The 20016-nt window shown below is 64.9% G+C and carries 19 protein-coding genes; 13 read left to right on the top strand and 6 right to left on the bottom strand.

Translation table 11 applies throughout. The features are described from left to right. Window positions 1–22: 22 nt before the first annotated feature. From B5G43_RS06885 to B5G43_RS06865, 5 genes are all read right to left on the bottom strand, one after another. On the bottom strand, window positions 23–859 hold the full coding sequence (locus B5G43_RS06885; RefSeq protein ID WP_087259740.1) for a hypothetical protein: 837 nt from the start codon (window positions 857–859) through the stop codon (window positions 23–25). Beyond that, the gene (locus tag B5G43_RS06880; protein WP_242960491.1) at window positions 856–2229 is read right to left on the bottom strand and encodes an MATE family efflux transporter; all 1374 of its coding nucleotides are present in this window, start codon (window positions 2227–2229) and stop codon (window positions 856–858) included. Before B5G43_RS06880 ends, B5G43_RS06885 begins: the two co-directional genes overlap by 4 nt. 158 nt (window positions 2230–2387) lie before the next feature. Then, window positions 2388–2921 carry a GNAT family N-acetyltransferase gene (locus B5G43_RS06875; RefSeq protein ID WP_087259738.1) on the bottom strand — a complete coding sequence of 178 codons (534 nt, stop codon included), beginning with the start codon at window positions 2919–2921 and terminating at the stop codon, window positions 2388–2390. Between the two features lies 1 nt (window position 2922). After that, entirely contained in the window at window positions 2923–4224 is a 1302-nt protein-coding gene (locus tag B5G43_RS06870) for a 2-hydroxyacyl-CoA dehydratase (RefSeq protein ID WP_087259737.1), read from the bottom strand. Between the two features lie 27 nt (window positions 4225–4251). Continuing rightward, window positions 4252–7188 (bottom strand): acyl-CoA dehydratase activase, encoded by a 2937-nt coding sequence (locus B5G43_RS06865; protein WP_087259736.1) that lies wholly within the window; start codon window positions 7186–7188, stop codon window positions 4252–4254. Between the two features lie 310 nt (window positions 7189–7498). Between B5G43_RS06865 and B5G43_RS06860 the strand changes: the two genes are divergently transcribed. From B5G43_RS06860 to B5G43_RS06800, 13 genes are all read left to right on the top strand, one after another. After that, window positions 7499–8677: a DUF4097 family beta strand repeat-containing protein gene (locus tag B5G43_RS06860; protein ID WP_087259735.1), complete on the top strand. Its 1179-nt coding sequence runs from the start codon at window positions 7499–7501 to the stop codon at window positions 8675–8677. 113 nt (window positions 8678–8790) lie between these two features. Then, window positions 8791–10686: an LTA synthase family protein gene (locus tag B5G43_RS06855; RefSeq protein ID WP_140397522.1), complete on the top strand. Its 1896-nt coding sequence runs from the start codon at window positions 8791–8793 to the stop codon at window positions 10684–10686. A 187-nt stretch (window positions 10687–10873) separates the two neighbouring features. Beyond that, window positions 10874–11245 carry a YlxM family DNA-binding protein gene (gene ylxM, locus B5G43_RS06850; RefSeq protein WP_087259733.1) on the top strand — a complete coding sequence of 124 codons (372 nt, stop codon included), beginning with the start codon at window positions 10874–10876 and terminating at the stop codon, window positions 11243–11245. Between the two features lie 5 nt (window positions 11246–11250). Further along, window positions 11251–12603 (top strand): signal recognition particle protein, encoded by a 1353-nt coding sequence (ffh, locus tag B5G43_RS06845; protein WP_087259732.1) that lies wholly within the window; start codon window positions 11251–11253, stop codon window positions 12601–12603. Between the two features lie 67 nt (window positions 12604–12670). Beyond that, window positions 12671–12907 (top strand): 30S ribosomal protein S16, encoded by a 237-nt coding sequence (gene rpsP, locus B5G43_RS06840; protein ID WP_087259731.1) that lies wholly within the window; start codon window positions 12671–12673, stop codon window positions 12905–12907. 17 nt (window positions 12908–12924) lie between these two features. Then, entirely contained in the window at window positions 12925–13155 is a 231-nt protein-coding gene (locus B5G43_RS06835) for a KH domain-containing protein (protein WP_087259730.1), read from the top strand. Window positions 13156–13221: 66 nt separating this feature from the next. Beyond that, complete coding sequence (gene rimM / locus B5G43_RS06830) at window positions 13222–13713, top strand: ribosome maturation factor RimM (protein WP_087259729.1); 492 nt, start codon at window positions 13222–13224, stop codon at window positions 13711–13713. A gap of 5 nt (window positions 13714–13718) precedes the next feature. Then, the gene (gene trmD, locus B5G43_RS06825) at window positions 13719–14471 is read left to right on the top strand and encodes a tRNA (guanosine(37)-N1)-methyltransferase TrmD (RefSeq protein ID WP_087259728.1); all 753 of its coding nucleotides are present in this window, start codon (window positions 13719–13721) and stop codon (window positions 14469–14471) included. Window positions 14472–14567: 96 nt separating this feature from the next. Continuing rightward, on the top strand, window positions 14568–15407 hold the full coding sequence (locus tag B5G43_RS06820) for a DegV family protein (protein WP_087259727.1): 840 nt from the start codon (window positions 14568–14570) through the stop codon (window positions 15405–15407). Between the two features lie 180 nt (window positions 15408–15587). Continuing rightward, entirely contained in the window at window positions 15588–16682 is a 1095-nt protein-coding gene (locus B5G43_RS06815; protein WP_087259726.1) for a glycosyltransferase, read from the top strand. A gap of 112 nt (window positions 16683–16794) precedes the next feature. Further along, a complete protein-coding gene (locus tag B5G43_RS06810; protein WP_087259725.1) occupies window positions 16795–17889 on the top strand; it encodes a lysylphosphatidylglycerol synthase transmembrane domain-containing protein in 1095 nt (364 codons plus the stop codon). 58 nt (window positions 17890–17947) lie between these two features. Then, window positions 17948–18901 carry an ROK family protein gene (locus B5G43_RS06805; protein WP_087259724.1) on the top strand — a complete coding sequence of 318 codons (954 nt, stop codon included), beginning with the start codon at window positions 17948–17950 and terminating at the stop codon, window positions 18899–18901. Between the two features lie 102 nt (window positions 18902–19003). Continuing rightward, the gene (locus B5G43_RS06800) at window positions 19004–19231 is read left to right on the top strand and encodes a hypothetical protein (RefSeq protein WP_087259723.1); all 228 of its coding nucleotides are present in this window, start codon (window positions 19004–19006) and stop codon (window positions 19229–19231) included. A gap of 50 nt (window positions 19232–19281) precedes the next feature. Here the strand turns inward: B5G43_RS06800 and B5G43_RS06795 are convergent, their stop codons facing one another. Beyond that, window positions 19282–19821, bottom strand: a complete 540-nt coding sequence (locus tag B5G43_RS06795) for a stage V sporulation T C-terminal domain-containing protein (protein ID WP_087259722.1) — start codon at window positions 19819–19821, stop codon at window positions 19282–19284. Window positions 19822–20016 lie beyond the last annotated feature (195 nt).

The following is a 20016-nucleotide window of genomic DNA, read 5'->3' as shown; positions in this document are numbered from 1 at the left end:
CCCCGAAGGGCCGACTTTTTCACTATGCGCCGTAGAGGGTCTCCAGTGCTTCCAGGGTCAGGGCCGGGCCGTCTGCGCCGAAGGTGAGGGAGCAGATGGCGTTGGCAAATACCATGGACTGCCCGGAGGAGTTGAGGCTCAGGGGGAGCACCGCGGTGATGGCGGTCCCGCTGCGGCGGAAGAACACGCTCTCTCCCGCCGAGAGGGGGTTGGCGCTGAGAGGGGCGTCCAGCTCCTCCAGATAGGCGGAGGTGGAGAGGGCGCCGCAGGTGACCTGGACCATCCCGCTGTCCGTATCAAAGGTACAGGTCATGTCCGCCAGCAGCGCCTCCACCTGGGCGTCCAGGTCCAGGGCCTGGTCCTCCCAGCCCGCGCCGTCGGGGGAGTAGAAGTGGGGCTGGACCAGATGCTGCTGGGCGTGGTTGACCAGAAGGTAGAGCACGGCCAGCTCGTTCTCCCCGTCGCCGTCAAAGTCGTCCCACCACAGCTCGGGGGCGGCGGGGTTCTCCGTGGCCAGATAGGGCTGGTCCAGATGGGTCAGGTCCTCGCCCCGCCGGAGCAGCACGCCGGTGAGCGTGTCGCTGCCGTAGCCGTAGAGGGCGATGTCCTCCTCCGGCAGCTCCGAGAGGAGGTACACCGCACCGCTCCCGGCCACCACATCGGCGGCGTCGGTGACTTCGGCGGGCAGGTCCTCCGCCGTCAGGTCCGCCCACCAGTGTTCCGTGGGAGTGCTGGCGGGAGAGGCCTCCGGTGCAGCGGAGGGGCTGTCCGGGGCCGACGGAGCGGGTGAACCGGCGGGCTGGGCGGAGCAGGCGGTGAGCGCTCCCAGCAGGAGCAGCGCGGTCAGGATGCGTCTCATACCGCGCCCTCCCCACCGGGGTGGGCGGCCAGCGGGGCGATGCGCTCCCGGTAGAGCCAGCGGTACAGAGCCAGCGCCACCACCGCGCCCAGGCCGTCACAAATGGTGAAGCACAGCCAGATGTAGCGGGGGCCGGCCAGATAGCCCAGCAGCAGAGCCACGGGGAAGAGGAGGATCACCTGCCGCACCAGGGTAAAGATCAGGCTGAGCATGGGGGCGCCCAGGGCCTGGAAGGCGGAGCACAGCAGGATCACGATGCCGGAAAAGACGAAGCACAGGCACAGCAGCCGCAGCGCCGGGATGCCGTCGGCCAGGATGGCGGGGGTGGCATCAAAGATGGAGAGCAGCGCCCCCGGGAACACCAGGAAGGGGATCATGCCGACCAGCATGATGCCGGTGCTGAGCATCAGGGCGAAGCGCACCGCGCCGGTGATGCGCTGGGGCTCCTTGGCGCCGTAGTTGTAGCTCACCACCGGGGTGAGGCCGTTGTTCAGGCCGAACACCGGCATAAAGACGAAGGACTGCACCTTGAAATAGGCGCCCATGATGAACACGCCGGTGTCGGAGAAGATGGCCAGGATCTTGTTCATGCCCAGGTTCATCAGGGTAAAGAGGGACTGCATCACGATGGCAGGCAGGCCGATGCGGTAGATGGATGCGATGGTGGCGGCCCTGGGGCGGAAGCCCCGCAGGGAGAGGCGCACCACCGGATTGCGGGAGACCAGGAAGATGCCCACCAGCATGCCGGCCACCTGGCCCAGGCCGGTGGCGATGGCCGCGCCGGCCACGCCCATCTGGGGGAAGGGGCCGATGCCGAAGATGAGCAGGGGGTCCAGGATGAGGTTGGCCACCGCGCCCACGCCCTGCACGAACATGGGGCCCACCGGGTTGCCCGAGGCCTGGAGCACCCGCTCGGAGGCAAACTGCATGCAGGAGCCCAGGGAGAAGAGGACGATGATGCGCAGGTAGGTGACACCGTACTCAATGACCACGGGATTTTTGGAGTAGAGCTCCAGGAAGGGCCGGGCGAAGATCCAGCCCAGCGCCCAAAAGACCAGCCAGGACAGGGCATAGAGGAAATAGCCGTGCTCGCCCACCGAGGCGGCCTCTTCCGTCCTGCCCTCGCCCAGGCGGCGGGAGAGCATGGTGTTCACGCCCACGCCGGTGCCCGCCAGAATGGCGATCATCAGGCTCTGGATGGGGTAGACCAGCGCCAGCGCCTCAAAGGCGTCCTGGCTGATCTTGGCCACGAAATAGCTGTCCACCATGTTGTACAGCGCCTGTACCAGCATGGAGAGCATCATGGGCCAGGACATGTGCAGGACCAGACGGCGCACCGGCATGGTCCCCATTTTGTTACTTGGATTCACACACATCTTCCTTTCTCTTTGTGCCCCGGGCGAAAAAACAGCGGGCTTTCCCGAGGGAAAACCCGCTGTCCAGGATCGTACAACAGCTGCGCAGGGGGACGACGGGGCAAAAAGCAACGCAGCCGGTGGGCGCCCGCAGGCGCACCAAAGCAGGACTATTATAAAGCCTGGGTGTAGCGTAAGTCAATACAGACCATGTCATGGGGGAAAGGAATGTCCACCTGGGTGCCGTCCCAGGCAAAGCCGTGGCGCGCATAGAAGCGCCGGGCCCCCTCGTTTTCCCGCAGGACCAGGACGAAGCAGGCGGGATAGCCCTCCGCCCGCAGGCGCCGAAGGGCCTCCTCCATCAGAAGAGAGCCGTAGCCGTGGCCCGTTTCGTCCGGGTCGGCGTAGAAGGTCCACAGCTCCGCCCAGCCGGGGTAATTGCCTCCCTCGGGGCCCTGGACCCGGGCCGCGCCGTAGGTGCAGCAGGCCACCGGGACCTCGCCCCGGCAGAGCATCAGGCCGTGCCAGTTTCCGGCGGAGCGGTTGTCCGAAAAGATGGACACCCAGTGGTCGTCGGTGATGACCTCCCGCATGTAGTCATCGGGGACATAGCCCGGATAGGTCTTGCGCCAGCCCCGGGCGTGGATGGCGCTCATGGCGCGGAACTGGTCCTCCGTCTCGGCCTCCACAAACCGGAGCTCCTCCATCTCAGACCTCCGCGGGGCTCTTGGCCTCCTCGGCGTGGCCCTCCCGGGCCAGCTCCCGGGCGTTGGCCAGCATGAGCTTGATGCGGTTCTCCTGGTTGATCTTGGTGGCGCCGGGGTCGTAGTCGATGGCTACGATGTTGGAGAAGGGGTAGTCGTCCTTCAGCTTGCGGATCATGCCCTTGCCCACGATGTGGTTGGGCAGGCATCCGAAGGGCTGGGTGCAGACGATGTTGGGGGTGCCGGAGTGGATGAGCTCCAGCATCTCGGCGGTGAGGAGCCAGCCCTCGCCCATCTTGTTGCCCTCGCCCAGGTAGCCGTGGATGAGGTTACGCAGGTCGTCGAAAGTGCCGGGGGCCCGGAAGCCGCCGGCGCTCATGGCCTCGATCATGGCGCGCTGGCACTTCTTGACATAGTCCTCAAAGATCTGGCAGACCTTTTTCTTCACCCACTTGCCGCCGTAGAGGTCCACGTCCACCTCGCGGTTGTTGATCTTGAAGATGATGAAATCGGTCAGGCCCGGCACCACCGGCTCAGCCCCCTCGGAGAGGAGGAACTGCTCCAGGTTGTTGTTGCCCAGGGGGGAGTATTTGATGTAAATCTCGCCCACCACGCCCACGCGGACCTTGGGCTCGCCCTGGACGGGGATGTCCCGGAAGGCCTGGACGATCCACTTGAAGTTCTCCTTCATGCTCTCATAGGAGAGGCCCTTGCCCTGGTTCATGCCGTCCAGCAGGCGGCGCATGCAGTTTTCGATGACCTCGTCGGTCCGGCCGGGGTTGACTTCGTAGGGGCGGACCTGGTTGGAGGTCTGCACGATGATGTCGCCGTACATCATGGCGAACACCGCCTTGCGGATGAAGGGGAGGGTCAGCTTGAAGCCGGGGTTCTTCTCCAGGCCCGAGAGGTTCACCGACACCACGGGCACGAACTCCAGCCCCGCCTTCTTGAGGGCCTTGCGCAGCAGGTGGATGTAGTTGGAGGCGCGGCAGCCGCCGCCGGTCTGGGTGATGAGGAGGCCCACCTTGTGCACATCGTACTTGCCGCTCTGGATGGCGTCGATGAGCTGGCCGATGACCAGCAGGGCGGGGTAGCAGGTGTCGTTGTGGACGTATTTCTGTCCCGCCTCCACGATGCTCTTGCCGCTGGTGTTGAGCATCTCCACCTTATAGCCCTCCGTCTCCAGGAGGCGGGCCATCATGGCGAAGTGGACGGGGAGCATCTGGGGCATGAGGAGGGTGTACTCCTTCTTCATCTCCTCGGTGAAGAGGAGGCGACCCGTCTTGTCATATACTAATTCAGCCATAGGTATGTTCCTTTCGATGGGGGACCGTCAGCGCTGCTTCCGGCGCGCCTCGATGGCGGCCATGAGGGAGCGGATGCGGATGGTGACGGCGCCCAGGTTGCTGATGTCGTCGATCTTCAGCTGGGTGTACAGCTTGCCGCCGCTCTCCAGGATGTCCCGCAGCTCATCGGTGGTGATGGCGTCGGTGCCGCAGCCGAAGGAGACCAGCTGAATGACCTGCATGTCGTCCTGGGTGCAGACATAGCGGGCGGCGTTGTACATGCGGGCCTGGAAGGTCCACTGGTTGAGGACCTTCCGGGGGGCGTAATCCTCCAGATAGGCCAGGGCGTCCTCAGTGACCAGCACGAAGCCGAAGGAGGTGATGAGGTCGTTGATGCCGTGGTTGATCTCCGGGTCGATGTGGTAGGGGCGCCCGCAGACCACGATGATGGGCATCTGATAGGCCCGGGCGTACTCGATGTACTCCTTGCCGGTCTCCCGCAGCACGTTCACATAGCGGTCGTAGGCCTCATAGGCCAGCTTCACGGCCTGCTTGGTCTCGCGCTTGGGCACGCCGAACTCCTGCTCCATGAGCACCGCGATGCGCTTGGCGAAGTCCTTGTGCCGCCACAGGCCCACATAGGGGTCCAGGAAGCGGGTCTTTTTCAGGTTGGGCACGTTGACGGCCAGCAGTTCCGGGTAGTAGGCCACCACGGGGCAGTTGTAGTGGTTGTCGCCGATGCCCTCGTCGTTGTTGTAGGACATGCAAGGGTACCAGATGGCGTCCACCCCGGCCTCCACCAGGGCCTCCACATGGCCGTGGAGGAGCTTGGCGGGGTAGCACACCGTGTCGGAGGGGATGGTGCGCTGGCCCTTCAGATAGAGCTTGCGGGAGGACTCGGGGGAGAGGACCACCTCGAAGTTGAGGCGGGTGAAGAACTCGAACCAGAAGGGCAGGTTCTCATACATGTTCAGCCCGAAGGGGATGCCGATGCGGCCCCGGGAGCCGTCGCCCTCGCCCACGCCCTCCATGGCGCGGAGCTTCTTATACTTATACTGCATCAGGTCGGGCAGCTGCACCTTCTCCTTGCCCAGGGGGCGGGAGCAGCGGTTGCCCGAGATGAACTTCCGCCCGCCGTCGAACTGGTTGACGGTGAGGGAGCAGTGGTTGGTGCACAGGCCGCAGGTGACGGGCTTGGCGGTGTGGGTGAAGGAGGCCAGATCCTGCTCCCGGAGGAGGCCCGAGTGCTCCAGATGGAGGTCCCGGGCGGCCAGGGCCGCGCCGAAGGCGCCCATGAGCCCGGCGATGGTGGGCCGGGTCACGCCGCGGCCCAGCTCCTGCTCAAAGGCACGGAGCACCGCGTCGTTGAGGAAGGTGCCGCCCTGGACCACGATGTGCTTGCCCAGGTCGTCGGCGCTGGCGGCGCGGATGACCTTGTAGACGGCGTTCTTCACGATGGAGATGGACAGGCCCGCCGAGATGTCCTCCACGCTGGCGCCGTCCTTCTGGGCCTGCTTCACGCTGGAGTTCATGAATACGGTGCAGCGGGAGCCCAGGTTCACCGGGTGCTGGGCGAAGAGGCCCAGCTTGGAGAAGGCGGCGATGTCGTACCCCAGGGCCTTGGCGAAGGTCTCGATGAAGGAGCCGCAGCCGGAGGAGCAGGCCTCGTTGAGCATGATGGAGTCCACCGCGCCGTTGCGGATCTTGAAGCACTTCATGTCCTGACCGCCGATGTCGATGATGAAATCCACGTCGGGGTTGAAGTGGCGGGCGGCGTTGTAGTGGGCCACGGTCTCCACCAGACCCAGATCACAGCCGAAGGCGTTCTTGATGAGGTCCTCGCCGTAGCCGGTGACGGCGGCGCCCTGGATGGTCACCCGGCCGCCGCAGCGCTTGTAGATCTCCTTGAGCTGTTCCAGCACCACCGAGACGGGGTTGCCCTCGTTGGAGTGGTAGTAGGTGTACAGCAGACCGCCGTCGGCCTTGATGAGGGCCATCTTGGTGGTGGTGGAGCCGGCGTCGATACCCAGCCAGGCGGGGCCTTCGTAGGTGGCCAGATCCGCCTCGGGGGGGTGGTTGGCGTTGTGGCGGGTGAGGAAGGCGTCGTAGTCGGCCTGGTCGGTGAAGAGGGGGGGCATGGTGTCCACGGTGGTCTTGGCGTCCACGCTCTCCTCCAGCAGGCGGAGGAACTCTTCAAAGGGCCGGGTCTGATACTCTCCGGCGCACAGGGCCGCGCCGATGCCGGCGAAGCAGTCGCCGTCCTCGGGGAAGATGGCGTGCTCCTCGTCCAGCTTCAGGGTGTCCACGAAACGCTCCCGCAGGCCCATGAGGAAGTGGAGCGGACCGCCCAGAAAGACGATCTTGCCCTTCAGTTCCCGGCCCTGGGTGAGGCCGGCCACGGTCTGGTCCACCACGGCCTGGAAGATGGAGGCGGCCACGTCCTCCTTCCGCCCGCCCTGGTTGAGGATGGGCTGGATGTCGCTCTTGGCGAACACGCCGCAGCGGGAGGCGATGGGGTAGATCTTTTCGTGCTTCAGGCTCAGGCGGTCCAGCTCATCCACACCCACGTTCATGAGGGTGGCCATCTGGTCGATGAAGGCTCCGGTGCCGCCGGCGCAGGAGCCGTTCATCCGCTCCTCCAGCGCGCCGCCGAAGAAGATGATCTTGGCGTCCTCGCCGCCCAGCTCGATGACGGCGTCGGTGTCGGGATAGTACTCCCGCACCGCCGCGGCGGTGGCGTAGACCTCCTGCACGAAGTCGATGCCGGCGGCCTTGGCCACGCCCAGGCCGGCGGAGCCGGTGATGACCAGTTTCACATCCTGGCCTTTGAAGCGGTCTTCGATGGAGTGGAGGGTCTCACAGGCCCGCTCCCGGGTCTTGGAATAATGCCGCTCGTAAGAGCGGAACAGGAGCTTGTTGTGCTCGTCCAGCACCACCACCTTGACCGTGGTGGAGCCGATATCGATACCGATGCGTAGGCTCATTGTCGTCGTCCCCTTGTAAAAGGCGGGCCCCGGCGGGGTCCCACCTATTTAAATAGAAAGGCATAAAATTGTATTCTACATGATAGTACACATTTTGCGATTTTTCAAGAGCAAAAAACAGGATACTGGTTGTTCCGTTTTTGGAAATAATCATAATTTGGGCAAAATGGACAAAAGAACAGGCGAATGGGGCGGGATTCCTGGATAAGCGACGGGGCGGGAGATTTTAACAGAACTTTAATGGTCCATGGGTGGGAAATTCAATCCGGGGGCGGTATACTGACCCTACCAACAAGAGGGAGGGAGCGCCATGGGGCGGGAGGAATATCTGGAACGGCTGCGCCGGGCTCTGGCGGGCCGGATGGCGGCGGAAGAGGTGGAGCGGACGGTGGCCTATTACGCCGCCTGTCTGGACGAGGCCGGACCGGAGGGCGAGGAAGCCCGGATGGCCGACTGGGGCACGCCGGAGGAGCTGGGCGCGCGGCTGCTGGACGACCTGGGCCGGAAAACGCTGAGCCCCCGGGGCAGAAAGCTGCTGTGGGGCGCCATTGCCGGGGTGCTGGTGCTCTCGGCGGCGCTGTGGCTGGTGCGGCTGCGGCCCTGGGCCGCCCCAAGCGGAGACCGCGGCAGCAGCGACCTCACCGAGCCCTTCACGGCGGTGGACGTGGACCTGGACTGGGGAAATGTCACGCTGCGGCAGGAGGGGGACCTCTGCCGCTGTGAGACCGACTGGACCGGCGCAGACTATACCATCAACGCCTGGGTGGAGAAGGGCGTGCTCCGGGTGGAGGGCCGCCAGCGGGGCGGGCTGCACCTGGACTGGAGCGACGATCACACGGCCCAGGTGACCATCACGGTGCCCGAGGGGGCGTCTCTGACCGCCCTGGAGGTGACCAACGACGCGGGAGACGTGGTCCTCACCGGCGGGGCAGAGGGCCTGAGCGTGGGCCCTCTCACGGTGGAGAGCGACATGGGCAGTGTGACGGTGGAGCGCCTGACGGCGGAGGAGAGCGACTTCACCCTGGACCTGGGGGAGCTGACCGTGTCGGACTGCGTGCTGGGGGACACCCAGGCGGAGAACAGCTCCGGCGGGGTGACCCTCACCGACAGCCGCGCCGGGGAGCTCTTCTGCGCGCTGGACCTGGGGGATCTGCGTCTGGAGCGGGTGACCGGAGCGAGCGCGGACCTGGCCGCGGACCTGGGGAATATCACGGTGAAAGATGGCACCCTGACCGGCGGCACCGTCACCTGTGACGGCGGGGAAGTGGAGCTGTCCGGCGGCCTGAGCGGCGTCTGGGAGGTGACCAACTCCATGGGGAGCATCGCCTTTGACACCACGACCAGCGGGTGGGTCTACGACCTGGAGGTGGACCTGGGCGGCATCACCCTCAACGGCGCGGATCAGGGGACACGGGCGGCAGGGGGCAGCGGCTCCCATCAGCTCACCGCGTACAGCGACCTGGGCGATGTGAACGTCACATTCGGTTGACAAAGGGTGAAAAAGCACATACAATAGAACAGTTCTGACCCATTTCGACCTTTCCGCCGGCGCGGGGGAACAGCCCCGTGCCGGCGGCCTTTTTCTGGAAGGAGCGCTCCCCCTTGGATCTTCGCCGCCGTCTCGCTCAGCTGCATACCGCCGCCTGGCGCACCCAGCCCTGGCTGCGCCTCCCCCTGACGGGATGTTTCCCGCTGGCCGTCCTGTTCCTGGTCCAGCTCATCACCTTGCAGGACTGGGGGAAGGCCTGCGCCTGGGTGGACGGCCACACCGCCGCCGTGTTCTTCACCTGGCTGCTCCTGTTGGGGGCGGAACTGCTGGTGGTGGTGCTGACCGGGCGGTTTTTCCCGGCGGCGGTGGTGGTGACCCTCCCCACGGTGCTCTTCGCGGTGGCAAACCACCTGAAAGAAGCCCTCAACGGTGAGCCCATCCTGGCCAGCGACCTGGTCCTGGCGGGCCACGCCGGGGAGCTCACCTCCTTCCTCCGCCCGGGCATGGAGCTTGGGACGGGCACCGTCACGGCGCTGTGGCTGGCGGTAGGGCTGCTGGTGCTGGCCTTCCTCTTCTCCCGCGGGAGAGGTCCGCGGCTGTCCTGGACCAAGCGGCTCTTCCTGGGAGTATTGACGGTCTCCCTGGTGCTGAATGTGGCCTGGTCCCCGGCGGCCTCCGCCCTTCTGAAAGGGGCGGATGGCGAGAGCCAGGGCCAGCGCAACGACCGCCTGGGCCTGCTGGCGGGGATGTACACCGCCCTCCAGCAGAGCGCCATGGAGGAGCCGGACGCCTATACAGAAAATAACCTCAACCGCATTTTGCTGGAATTGAAGGAGCGGCAGAGTGCGAATGAGACTTCCGACGGGGAGCAGCCCAACGTGGTGCTGCTGGTGTCGGAGAGCTTTTTTGACCTGACCCGCCTGCCCAATGTGGACTTTCAGGAGGACCCCATCCCCAATTTCCACGCCCTGAGCGAGGAGTACGGCGGCGGGCGCTTCCTGTCGGGGGCCTACGCCGGAGGGACCGGGAACGTGGAGATGGAGCTCTTCTCCGGCATCCCCTCGGCCTTCCCCGGCGAGACCGAGAGCCTCACCTCCCTCAGCGGCAGCGGCATCTACGACCGCATCCCCTCCCTGGTGAAGGCCTTCGCCGGTCAGGGGTACGAGACGGTGATGGTCCACTCCTACAACGACAGCCTCTACAACCGCAGCGCCAACATGCCCGCCATCGGCTTTGACGAGGTGGTCTACGACCGGGATTTCACGGTGGACAAGACCTACGCCGGGGGTTATATCTCGGACGACACCTGGGCCGACGAGCTCATTTCCCGCTTTGAGGCCAAGGGGGACGGCCCTATTTTCCTCTACGGCCTGAGCATGGAGAACCACCAGCCCTATTTCAACGGCAAATTCGACGCCCACTCCGGGGTGGACTACACCTGTGACCGCCTCTCCGGCGACGACCTGGGGGCCTTCGACGCCCTGGTCCACGGCATCCATGACGCCGACGCCGCCTTGGGCAAGCTGGTGGACTACTTCTCCAACTGCGGCGAGCCGGTGCTGCTGGTGTTCCTGGGGGACCACCTGCCGGGGCTGTACCTCTCCGGCTCGGACACGGTGTACTCGGTGCTGGGCTGTGTGGACTCCCCCTCTACCGAGGACTGGGACGCCGAGACCTTGAAGGAGATGCACAAGACCGATTATCTGGTCTGGAACAACTACGGCGCGGAGCTGGAGAGCCCCGAGGTGGTGAGCGTCACCGGCATGGGCTCCCGGATCCTCGATTGGGCGGGACTCTGGAAGCCCCTGTGGTTCACCTGGGTGGACCAGGCCATGGAAGATATGCTCCTCTACCGGGAGCGCCTCTTCGTGGACGCCGAGGGCAACGCCTACGACGCCCCGCCGGAGAGCTGCGCCGAGACCGTGTCGGTCTACCAGACCCTGGTATATGACCTCCTCTATGGAGAAGGATACATCGCGGAAGAGCTCACGACCTACCAACCCGACTGACGCTTCCCGCCTCTCTTCGTCGCTTTGCCCAAAGCGCGGCGGAGAGAGGCGGGATTTTATCTGCGCCGTGAAAGGATTTTCCCTTGACAGCGGGGGAAAAATATTGTATCATTCTCCATGTTGTAAAGCTGCGGAGCTTTACAAAGCCGGTCAGGCAGCTCCGCAAGGGTCCGGGAAGGAGAGCGGCATGAAGAATCAGGCGTATCGGATGGCGCTGCTGTATGATTTTTACGGCGATATGCTCACCCCGCGCCAGAAGGAATTCTACGATCTCTACTACAATGAGGACCTGTCTCTGGCTGAGATCGCCGAGAACTACGGCATCACCCGCCAGGGCGTCCGGGACGTGATCGTCCGGGCGGAGGCCATCCTCACGGAGCTGGAGGACAAGACCGGCATTATCCAGCGCTTCCACCAGATGCAGCGCCAGTTCGACAGCATTCAGGCCGAGGTGGACCGCATCCGGCAAATCAACGAGGAGCGCCGGTACTATGACAACCAGATCGACGTCTGCTGTAACCACATCCAGGACGTTCTGGACCAGTTGAAACAGGAGTAAAGCACATGGCGTTTGAAGGACTGACCGAAAAGCTCTCCGCCACATTCAAGCGGCTGCGGGGCAAGGGTAGGCTGACCGAGAGCGACGTCAAGGAGGCCATGCGGGAGATCCGGGTGGCCCTGCTGGAGGCCGACGTCAACTTCAAGATCGTCAAGCAGTTCGTGGCCACCGTCACCGAGCGGGCCGTGGGCGCCGACGTTCTGGAGAGCCTCACCCCCGCCCAGATGATCGTCAAGATCGTCAATGAGGAGCTCACCGCCCTCATGGGCAGCGAGAGCGCCAAGCTGGCCGTCAACCCCAAGCCCCCCACCGTGGTCATGCTGGTGGGCCTCAACGGCGCGGGCAAGACCACCAACGGCGCCAAGCTGGCGGGATTCATGAAGAAACAGGGCAAGCGGCCCCTTCTGGTGGCCTGCGACACCTTCCGGCCCGCGGCCATCACCCAGTTGGAAGTGGTGGGCGGCCAGGTGGATGTGCCCGTGTTCCAGATGGGGCTGGGCGACCCCGTAGACATCGCCAAAGCGGGCATCGAGCACGCCCGCAAGCATGGAAACGACCTGGTGTTCATCGACACCGCCGGCCGGCTCCATGTGGACGAGGAGCTGATGAACCAGCTCAAGGACATGAAGGCCGCCATCAACCCCGATGAGATCCTCCTCATCGTGGACGCCATGATCGGCCAGGACGCGGTGAACGCCGCCAAGACCTTCGACGAGGCCCTGGACATCACCGGCGTCATGCTCACCAAGCTGGACGGCGACGCCCGGGGCGGTGCGGCCCTCTCCATCCGGGCCGTGACCGGCAAGCCCATCAAGTTCGTGGGCGTGGGCGAGAAGCTGGATCAGGTGGAGGTGTTCCACCCCGACCGCATGGCCTCCCGCATCCTGGGCATGGGCGACGTCCTGTCCCTCATCGAGAAGGCCCAGGAGAGCTTTGATGCCAAAAAGGCAGCCGAGCTGGAGCAGAAGCTCCGTAAGAATAAATTCACCCTGTCCGATTTTTATGACCAGCTGGTGCAGGTCAAGGGCATGGGTTCCCTCAGCGACATCGCCGGGATGCTCCCCGGCATGAACGGCAAGGCCCTGGAGGGGGCCATGGTGGACGAGAAGGCGCTCAGCCGCACCGAGGCCATCATCCTCTCTATGACCCCGGAGGAGCGGGAAAATCCCAGCATCCTCAACAACAGCCGGAAAAAGCGCATCGCCGCCGGGTCCGGGACCCAGGTGGTGGACATCAACCGGCTGCTCAAGCAGTTCGACCTGATGCAGCAGATGACCCGCCAGTTCTCCGGCGGCAATCTGAAGCGCAAGGCCGGCCTGTTCGGTAAGATGAAGGGCGGCATGAAGCTCCCCTTCTAAGTGTTGGTTGGTACACGCACTGCGTTGACCATAGAGATGTTTTAGAGATTTATGGAGGTGAATCACCATGGTTAAAATCCGTCTGCGTCGTATGGGCGCCAAGAAGGCTCCTTTCTATCGTATCGTGGTCGCCGATTCCCGTTATCCCCGGGACGGCCGTTTCATCGAGGAGATCGGCACTTACAACCCCCTGACCAATCCCGCCGAGCTGAAGGTGGACGCCGAGCGCGCCCAGGCCTGGATCAAGACCGGCGCTCAGCCCACTGAGACCGTGAAGGCTCTGCTGAAGAAGGCCGGCATCTAATGGAGGGCCCTGGCCAAATGAAGGAATTGCTCACTTACATCGCCCGGAATCTGGTGGACCACCCCGACGCGGTGGAGGTCACCGAGCATCCCGGCGATGGCGGGACCGTCCTGGAGCTCCGGGTGGCCCCTGAGGACATGGGCAAGGTGATCGGCCGTCAGGGCCGCATCGCCAAGGAGATCCGTGCGCTCATGCGCGCGGTGGCCCAGCGCCAGGGGACCAAGGTCTCGGTCGAGATCGTCGACTAAAAAGCGGCGGGGAAGGTCCCCCGCCGCTTTTTGCATCCCACGGGACTGTGGAACGGAGGATTTGTTATGAAAAACCAATTTCTCGAGGCCGGGGAGATCGTCAACACTCACGGCATCCAGGGCGAGGTGAAGATTGTCCCCTGGTGCGATACGCCGGAGTTCCTCTGCGGCTTTGATACGCTTTATATCGACGGCGCGCCGGTGAAGGTCCGCGCCGCCCGGGCCCACAAGGGCAATGTGCTGGCCCGGCTGGAGGGCGTGGACGATGTGAACGCCGCCATGCGTCTGAAGGGCAAGCGGGTGTCCATCGACCGCACCGGCGTGGAGCTGCCCGACGGGCGGCATTTCATCGCCGACCTCATCGGCCTCACCGTCATCGACGATGACACCGGCGCCGAGCTGGGGGCCATCGCCGACGTGCTCACGCCCCCCGCCCACGAGGTCTACGTGGTCCGGGGCAAGGGCAAGGAATACCTCATCCCCGCGGTGGACGCCTTCCTCCGTGGGACCAATGTGGAGGAGGGCTGGGTCCGGGTCCACCTCATCGAAGGGATGTAGAGCTGATGTACCGCATCGATATTCTCACCCTCTTTGACGAGACGGTGGGCGACATGATGAACGAGTCCATCCTGGGCCGGGCCCAGGAGCGGGACCTCATCTGCATCGAGGCCCACCAGATCCGGGACTACACCCTCAACAAGCAGAAGCAGGTGGACAACTATCCCTACGGCGGCGGCCGGGGCGCGGTGATGCAGGCCGACCCCCTGTTCCACTGCTGGGAGCACGCCAAGAGCCTGGGGGAGGGCCCCACCCGCACCATCTACCTGTCCCCCTGCGGCAAGACCTTCACCCAGGCCGACGCCAAGCGGCTGAAGGCGGATTATAACCATCTCATCCTGGTCTGCGGCCACTACGAGGGCATCGACGAGCGCTTCATCGAGGAGTGTGTGGACGAGGAGATCTCCCTGGGCGACTTCGTCCTCACCGGCGGCGAGCTGCCTGCCATGTGCGTGGCCGACGCGGTGGCCCGGCTGGTGCCGGGGGTGCTGCCCGACCCGGAGTGCTTTGAGGAGGAGAGCCACTGGAACGGCATGCTGGAGTACCCCCAGTACTCCCGGCCCGAGGAGTGGCACGGCCGGAAGGTGCCCGCCATCCTCCTGTCCGGCCACCACGCCAACATCGCCCGCTGGCGGCGCAAGCAGTCCATCCTCCGCACCCGGGACCGCCGGCCCGATCTGTACGCCAAGCTGGACCTGAGCAGCAAGGCGGACCAGAAGATTTTGCGGGAGATCGCCGAGGAAGAGGCTCAGCGGTAAGAAGCGACCGGTTCCGCTTTACTTTCCGATGCGGACGTGTTACAATAGCAGCACAGCCCTATCTGATTTTGAGAATCACATCGAAGGATGATTGAAATGAGTTTTAAGATTATCGTGGATAGCTGCTGCGACCTGACCCCCGCCATGCTCAGCGATCCCTGCTTCGTGTCGGTGCCTCTGACCATCCGGGTGGGGGAGGAGACCATCGTGGACGACACGACCTTTGACCAGGCCAGTCTCCTCTGGAAGATGAAGCAGTGCCCCGACGCGCCCAAATCGGCCTGTCCCGCTCCGGCGGACTACCTGAACGCCTTTGAGGAGAGCGGCACGGACGATATTTACGTGGTGACCCTGTCGGCGCTGCTGTCCGGGTCCCACAACAGCGCGGCCCAGGCGCGGCTCCTCTACCTGGAGGACCACCCGGAGGCCAACGTGCACATCTTCAACTCCTGCTCGGCCTCCTCGGGCGAGGTGCTCACCGCCCTGAAGGTGCGGGAGCTGGCCCAGAGCGGGATGCACTTCTCCTCGGTGGTCAACCAGGTCTCCCGCTACATCGACGAGATGCAGACCCTCTTTGTGCTGGAGACCCTGGACAACCTGCGCAAGAACGGCCGCCTGACCCGGCTGCAGAACATCGTCACCAGCACCCTGCGCATCAAGCTCCTGATGGGCTCCACCCCGGAGGGCGAGATCTGCAAGCGGGGCCAGGCCATGTCCATCCGCCAGGCCCTGAGCAAGATGGTGGACATCATGGCCTCCGACCCCAGCCACAAGGGCAAGACCCTGTGCATCACCCACTGCAACTGCCTGGAGCGGGCCTTCCAGCTTAAGGAGATGGCCCTGAAATCCTGCCAGTTCTCCGAGATCCTCATCTGCGAGACGGGAGGCATCTCCACCGTCTACGCCAACGACGGCGGCATTGTGGCGGCGTTTTAATCGTTTTGGTCCAAAGTCCCCGGAAACAGGACGTTTCCGGGGACTTTTTTGCCTTTTTCATAGAAAAGGCGAGAACCATAGGTTTTTTTAAAGACTTCTTAATAAAAATTCTAGGTTTGGGTAAGGGGGTTTAAATCTTTATCCGGTATGCTGTTCTTACAACGAAAAGGAGGGAGCAGCATGAAGATCCTGATTCTGACCGGACGATTCGGCATGGGACACTGGTCGGCCTCCCAGTCTCTGTGCCAGCAGCTCACCCGGGCGCTGCCCCGTGCACAGGTCCAGGTGACCGACTTTTTCGCCTACGCCATGCCCAACCGCTCCGAGGCGCTCTATAAGGCGTTCCACCTGCTGGTGACCTACGGCAGCGGACTGTTCAATACCTACTACAAGGTGACCGAGCACCTGCCCACCGACCTCAACTCCCCTCTGGACCGGCCCATGCTGGATAAGCTGGGGGAGCTGCTGGCGGAGGAGGCCCCCGACGCCGTCATCGCCACCCACCCCATCTGCGCCGGGCTCACCGCCCGCTGGAAGGAGGAGGCGGGGGATGACCTGCCGCTCATCACCTGCGTCACCGATCTCTCCACCCACAACGAGTGGATCCACGCCGGGACCGACTGCTACCTGGTGGGCAGCCCCGAGATCCGCCGCCGCCTTATGGCCAAGGGCGTGGAGGAGGGACGCATCCTGGTCACCGGCATCCCGGTGAAGGAGGAGTTCCGCCATCTGAGCCGCCGGCAGGGAGGGGCGTGCCGCCGCCTGCTGGTGATGGGGGGCGGCCTGGGGCTGCTGCCCCGCCGGGACAGCTTCTATGAGGCCCTCAACGCCCTGGAGGGCGTGGAGACCACCATCCTCACCGGCAACAATGAGCGGCTCTACCGGCGTCTGGCGGGACGCTATCCCCACATCGAGGTGGTGCCCTTCACCGACCGGGTGTGGGAGTACATGGCCCGGGCCGACGTGATGCTCACCAAGCCCGGCGGCATCACCGTTTTTGAGAGCATCTTTGCCGAGCTCCCCCTGCTGCTGTGGGAACCCTTCCTCCAGCAGGAGAAGAACAACGCCCGCTTCCTGCTCCGGGAGGGGCTGGGCCGCGCGGCGGCCAAGGAGCCGGAGGCCTGTCTGGAGGCCATCCGGGACCTCATTTACGACGACGAGGCGCTGGCCGAGATGGGCCGGCGGATGCGCCTGGCCAAGAGCCAGCTGAAGGCCGAGAGCGTGGCGCGGCTGCTGTCCGCGCTGACTGCACAGCGAGAGGAGGTGAGGGCATGAGAGAGGATCGGAAGACCCGCCGTCTGGGCAAAGTGCTCCTGGTGAGCACCGTTCTGGCGGTGTGCGCGGCGGCAGTGTGCCGCCGGAAGGGACGAAAGGGGTGTGATTGGCTGTGAGCGGACGGAAACAGCTGTTGGGCACGGCGCTGCTGCTGGCCCTGATGGGCGTGACCGGCTTTTTCCTCCTGCGGGACCAGCCCATCTCCAGCTTGCTGGGGGTGCTGCGCCAGGTCAACGGGGGCTATGTGCTGCTGGGCCTTGCCCTGATGCTGGTCTTTGTGGGCTGTGAGGCCATGCAGACCCGCCTCATCCTGGGCCGCCTGGGCTATCACAACCCCTACCGGAAGTGCCTGGGTTACTCCTTTGTGGGCTTCTACGTCAGCTCCATCACCCCTTCGGCCACCGGTGGACAGCCCGCCCAGGTCTACTGCATGTCCCGGGACGGGGTACAGCCCGCCCACGGAGCCCTCAACATGCTCCTCATCGCGGTGTGCTACCAGGTGGCGCTGCTGGGCTACGCCCTGACCGCCTGGCTGGCCCTGCCCGGCCTGCGCCACGCCCTGGGGAAGGGCATGGGCGTGCTGGTGCTCTACGGCGGAGGGGTCATGAGCGCCCTCACCGTGGGGATGCTGTCCTTCCTCTTCCTGCCGGGTCTGGCCCGGCGGGCGGCGGTGGGTGTGCTGAATCTGCTGGGCCGAATGGGCCTGAAGGGCCTGCGGGAGCGGGGCCTTCCCCGGCTGGAGAAGCAGATGGCGGAGTACGCCGCCGGAGCCGCCTGCCTGAAGCAGAACCCCGGCCTCTTCCCGGCGCTGCTGGGCCTGTCGGCCCTCCAGCTCACCGCCCTGTTTTCGGTGCCCTTCGTGGTGTACCGATCCTTCGGGCTCAGCAGCTACGGTCTGGCAGTCTTTCTGGGCACCCAGGCGGTGGTGACGCTGGCGGTGTCCGCCCTGCCCCTGCCCGGCGCGGTGGGCCCGGCGGAGGGCGGCTTTGTCACCGCCTTCACCCCGCTCTTCGGCGCGGCGCTGGCCACTCCGGCCATGCTGGTCAGCCGGGGCATCAGCTTCTACGCCTTCCTGCTGGTCAGCGGCTGTGTCACTCTGGCCGTCCACCTGCGGGGGAGAGCCCCTTTTTTGCGCGCCCCGGCCGTCCGTGACCCGGCGGCCGCGGGAAAACCCTCTTTTGCCCGGGCGCGATCTGTGGTACAATAACCCCAGACATTTGCCGTGCCGGGCAGGCGTCCGGCAGCGGAAGAAATGGGGTTTGAATATGTATTATCTGGGTATCGACTTGGGCGGCACCAACATTGCCGCCGCCGCCGTCAGCGAGGCGGGCGAGATCCTGGGCAAGGCCAGCATCCCCACCCCTCACGCGGGTGCGGAAGCCGTGGCCGAGGTCATGGCGCAGGCGGCCCGGGCCGCCGCGGAGAATGCCGGCCTGAAGCTGGAGGAGGCGGCCTCCCTGGGCATCGGCTCCCCCGGTACCATCGACCCGGAGCGGGGGGTCATCCAGTACTGGAGCAATCTGGACTTCCAGAACGTGCCGCTGGCCGCCCTTCTGCGGGAGAAGGTGGAGGCGGAGCTGCCCATCTACGTGGAGAACGACGCCAACGCCGCCGCGCTGGGCGAGTTCGCCGCCGGCGCGGGCAAGGGCAGCCAGTCCATGGTGGCCATCACGCTGGGCACCGGCGTGGGCGGCGGCGCGGTGCTGAACGGCAAGCTCTACACCGGCTTCAACTACGCCGGCCTGGAGGTGGGGCACTTCGTCATCGAGCACGGCGGACGGCCCTGCACCTGCGGACGGCGGGGCTGCTTTGAGGCCTACTGTTCCGCCACCGCCCTCATCAAGCGCACCCGGGAGCTGATGCAGGACGCCCCCGACTCCAAGCTGTGGGAGCTGGCGGGCAGCCTGGAGGGGGTCAACGGGCGCACGCCCTTTGACGCCGCCGCCCTGGGCGACCCGGTGGCCGGCAAGGTCATCGACGAGTACGTGGACTATCTGGGCTGCGGCGTGGCCAGCCTGGTGAACATCTTCCAGCCGGAGGTGTTCTGCATCGGCGGCGGTCCCTCCGCCCAGGGGGAGACCCTGATGGCCCCGGTGCGCTACATCCTCAACCGGGAAGATTACGCCCGCAACAGCGTCCACCGCACCCGCCTCATGCGGGCCCAGCTGGGCAACGACGCGGGTATCATCGGCGCGGCCCTGCTGCCCAAGTTCCGTTGATCGGGACTCAGTTTGCATAGAATGGAGCGGCCCTTCTCACGGGAGAGGGGCCGCTCATATTTTTGCCTTTCCCCGCCTATACTGTGGGGAGGGGGTGGAGCCATGGCCGAGGAGAGGGAGGACCGCGCCCTGCGTCTGACGCTGTGCGTGCTGGTGGCCGCCGCCCTGTGCTACGGCGGGGCGGCCTGGCTGCGGGAGCACCCCGTCCCGCTGTGGGAGAAATACGGGCCGTGGCTGGAGGAACACCCCACCCAGGCGGTGGCGGCGGTGACTGCGGCGCTGTATCTCCTGTCCCGGGGGCTGGGTCAGCCCGAGGAGGGCGGGGAATAGGCAAAAAGGCCGGACGGTCCCGAGTACGGGGCGGTCCGGTCTTTGTGCGTTCAGCTCTCCATGTGCCGGCCGAGAAAGCCGGAGATGGTCTGCAGGAGCTTGCATTCCAGCTCGCCGGAGGACAGCTCCTCGCTTCCGGCGAAGAGGACGCAGCCCAGTACGTCGCCCTCCGACAGCACCGGGGCGGCGCAGGCGATGCAGAAGCGGCTGTTGTCCTCACAGACGGGCAGCGCCTCCTGGCCTTCGGAGTGCTGATACATGCCCCGCTCGTCCAGGATCTGCTCCAGCGCGGCGGAGATGTGCTTGTCATTCAGCTCCCGGCGTCCGCTGCCGGCGGCGGCCAGACAGGTGTCCCGGTCGGTGATGACCGCGGTGCGCCCGGTGGTCTTGTTCAGCGCCTCGCACATCTGGCCGGCAAAGTCCCCGAGCCCGCCCATCAGGGAGTATTTTTTGAAAATGACTCCGCCGTCCTTGTCGGTATAGATCTCCAGCGGGTCGCCCTCCCGGATCCGCATGGTCCGGCGGATCTCTTTGGGAATGACGACCCGGCCCAGATCGTCGATGCGGCGCACGATGCCTGTGGCTTTCATCTCTTGAACTTCTCCTTTGCGTCTCAGGATGGTTTTAATATATGTAATTTATAGCCCTCTATACAAAATGTTACTGTGTCCGCAAGGAATATCGCGCCCGGCAGCTCAGAGTCCTTCCTATTGGACATAATAGGGCAAAATGGGGTCGAAAACCGTCAAATCGACGGAGAATCCCTTGTAAAAGTGCGGGACATT

Origin of the sequence: Flavonifractor sp. An92 (assembly GCF_002159175.1) — a bacterium.
GTDB lineage: Bacteria > Bacillota > Clostridia > Oscillospirales > Oscillospiraceae > Pseudoflavonifractor_A.
This window is presented reverse-complemented; position numbering and strand designations above follow the sequence as displayed.

Coding starts and splice junctions, on each gene's coding strand:
- B5G43_RS06835 (WP_087259730.1), top strand. CDS start 12,925: ATGAAGGAATTGCTCACTTACATCGCCCGGAATCTGGTGGACCACCCC.
- B5G43_RS06795 (WP_087259722.1), bottom strand. CDS start 19,821: ATGAAAGCCACAGGCATCGTGCGCCGCATCGACGATCTGGGCCGGGTC.
- rpsP (WP_087259731.1), top strand. CDS start 12,671: ATGGTTAAAATCCGTCTGCGTCGTATGGGCGCCAAGAAGGCTCCTTTC.
- B5G43_RS06885 (WP_087259740.1), bottom strand. CDS start 859: ATGAGACGCATCCTGACCGCGCTGCTCCTGCTGGGAGCGCTCACCGCC.
- ylxM (WP_087259733.1), top strand. CDS start 10,874: ATGAAGAATCAGGCGTATCGGATGGCGCTGCTGTATGATTTTTACGGC.
- B5G43_RS06875 (WP_087259738.1), bottom strand. CDS start 2,921: ATGGAGGAGCTCCGGTTTGTGGAGGCCGAGACGGAGGACCAGTTCCGC.
- B5G43_RS06870 (WP_087259737.1), bottom strand. CDS start 4,224: ATGGCTGAATTAGTATATGACAAGACGGGTCGCCTCCTCTTCACCGAG.
- B5G43_RS06865 (WP_087259736.1), bottom strand. CDS start 7,188: ATGAGCCTACGCATCGGTATCGATATCGGCTCCACCACGGTCAAGGTG.
- B5G43_RS06800 (WP_087259723.1), top strand. CDS start 19,004: ATGGCCGAGGAGAGGGAGGACCGCGCCCTGCGTCTGACGCTGTGCGTG.
- ffh (WP_087259732.1), top strand. CDS start 11,251: ATGGCGTTTGAAGGACTGACCGAAAAGCTCTCCGCCACATTCAAGCGG.
- B5G43_RS06815 (WP_087259726.1), top strand. CDS start 15,588: ATGAAGATCCTGATTCTGACCGGACGATTCGGCATGGGACACTGGTCG.
- rimM (WP_087259729.1), top strand. CDS start 13,222: ATGAAAAACCAATTTCTCGAGGCCGGGGAGATCGTCAACACTCACGGC.
- trmD (WP_087259728.1), top strand. CDS start 13,719: ATGTACCGCATCGATATTCTCACCCTCTTTGACGAGACGGTGGGCGAC.
- B5G43_RS06805 (WP_087259724.1), top strand. CDS start 17,948: ATGTATTATCTGGGTATCGACTTGGGCGGCACCAACATTGCCGCCGCC.
- B5G43_RS06860 (WP_087259735.1), top strand. CDS start 7,499: ATGGGGCGGGAGGAATATCTGGAACGGCTGCGCCGGGCTCTGGCGGGC.
- B5G43_RS06820 (WP_087259727.1), top strand. CDS start 14,568: ATGAGTTTTAAGATTATCGTGGATAGCTGCTGCGACCTGACCCCCGCC.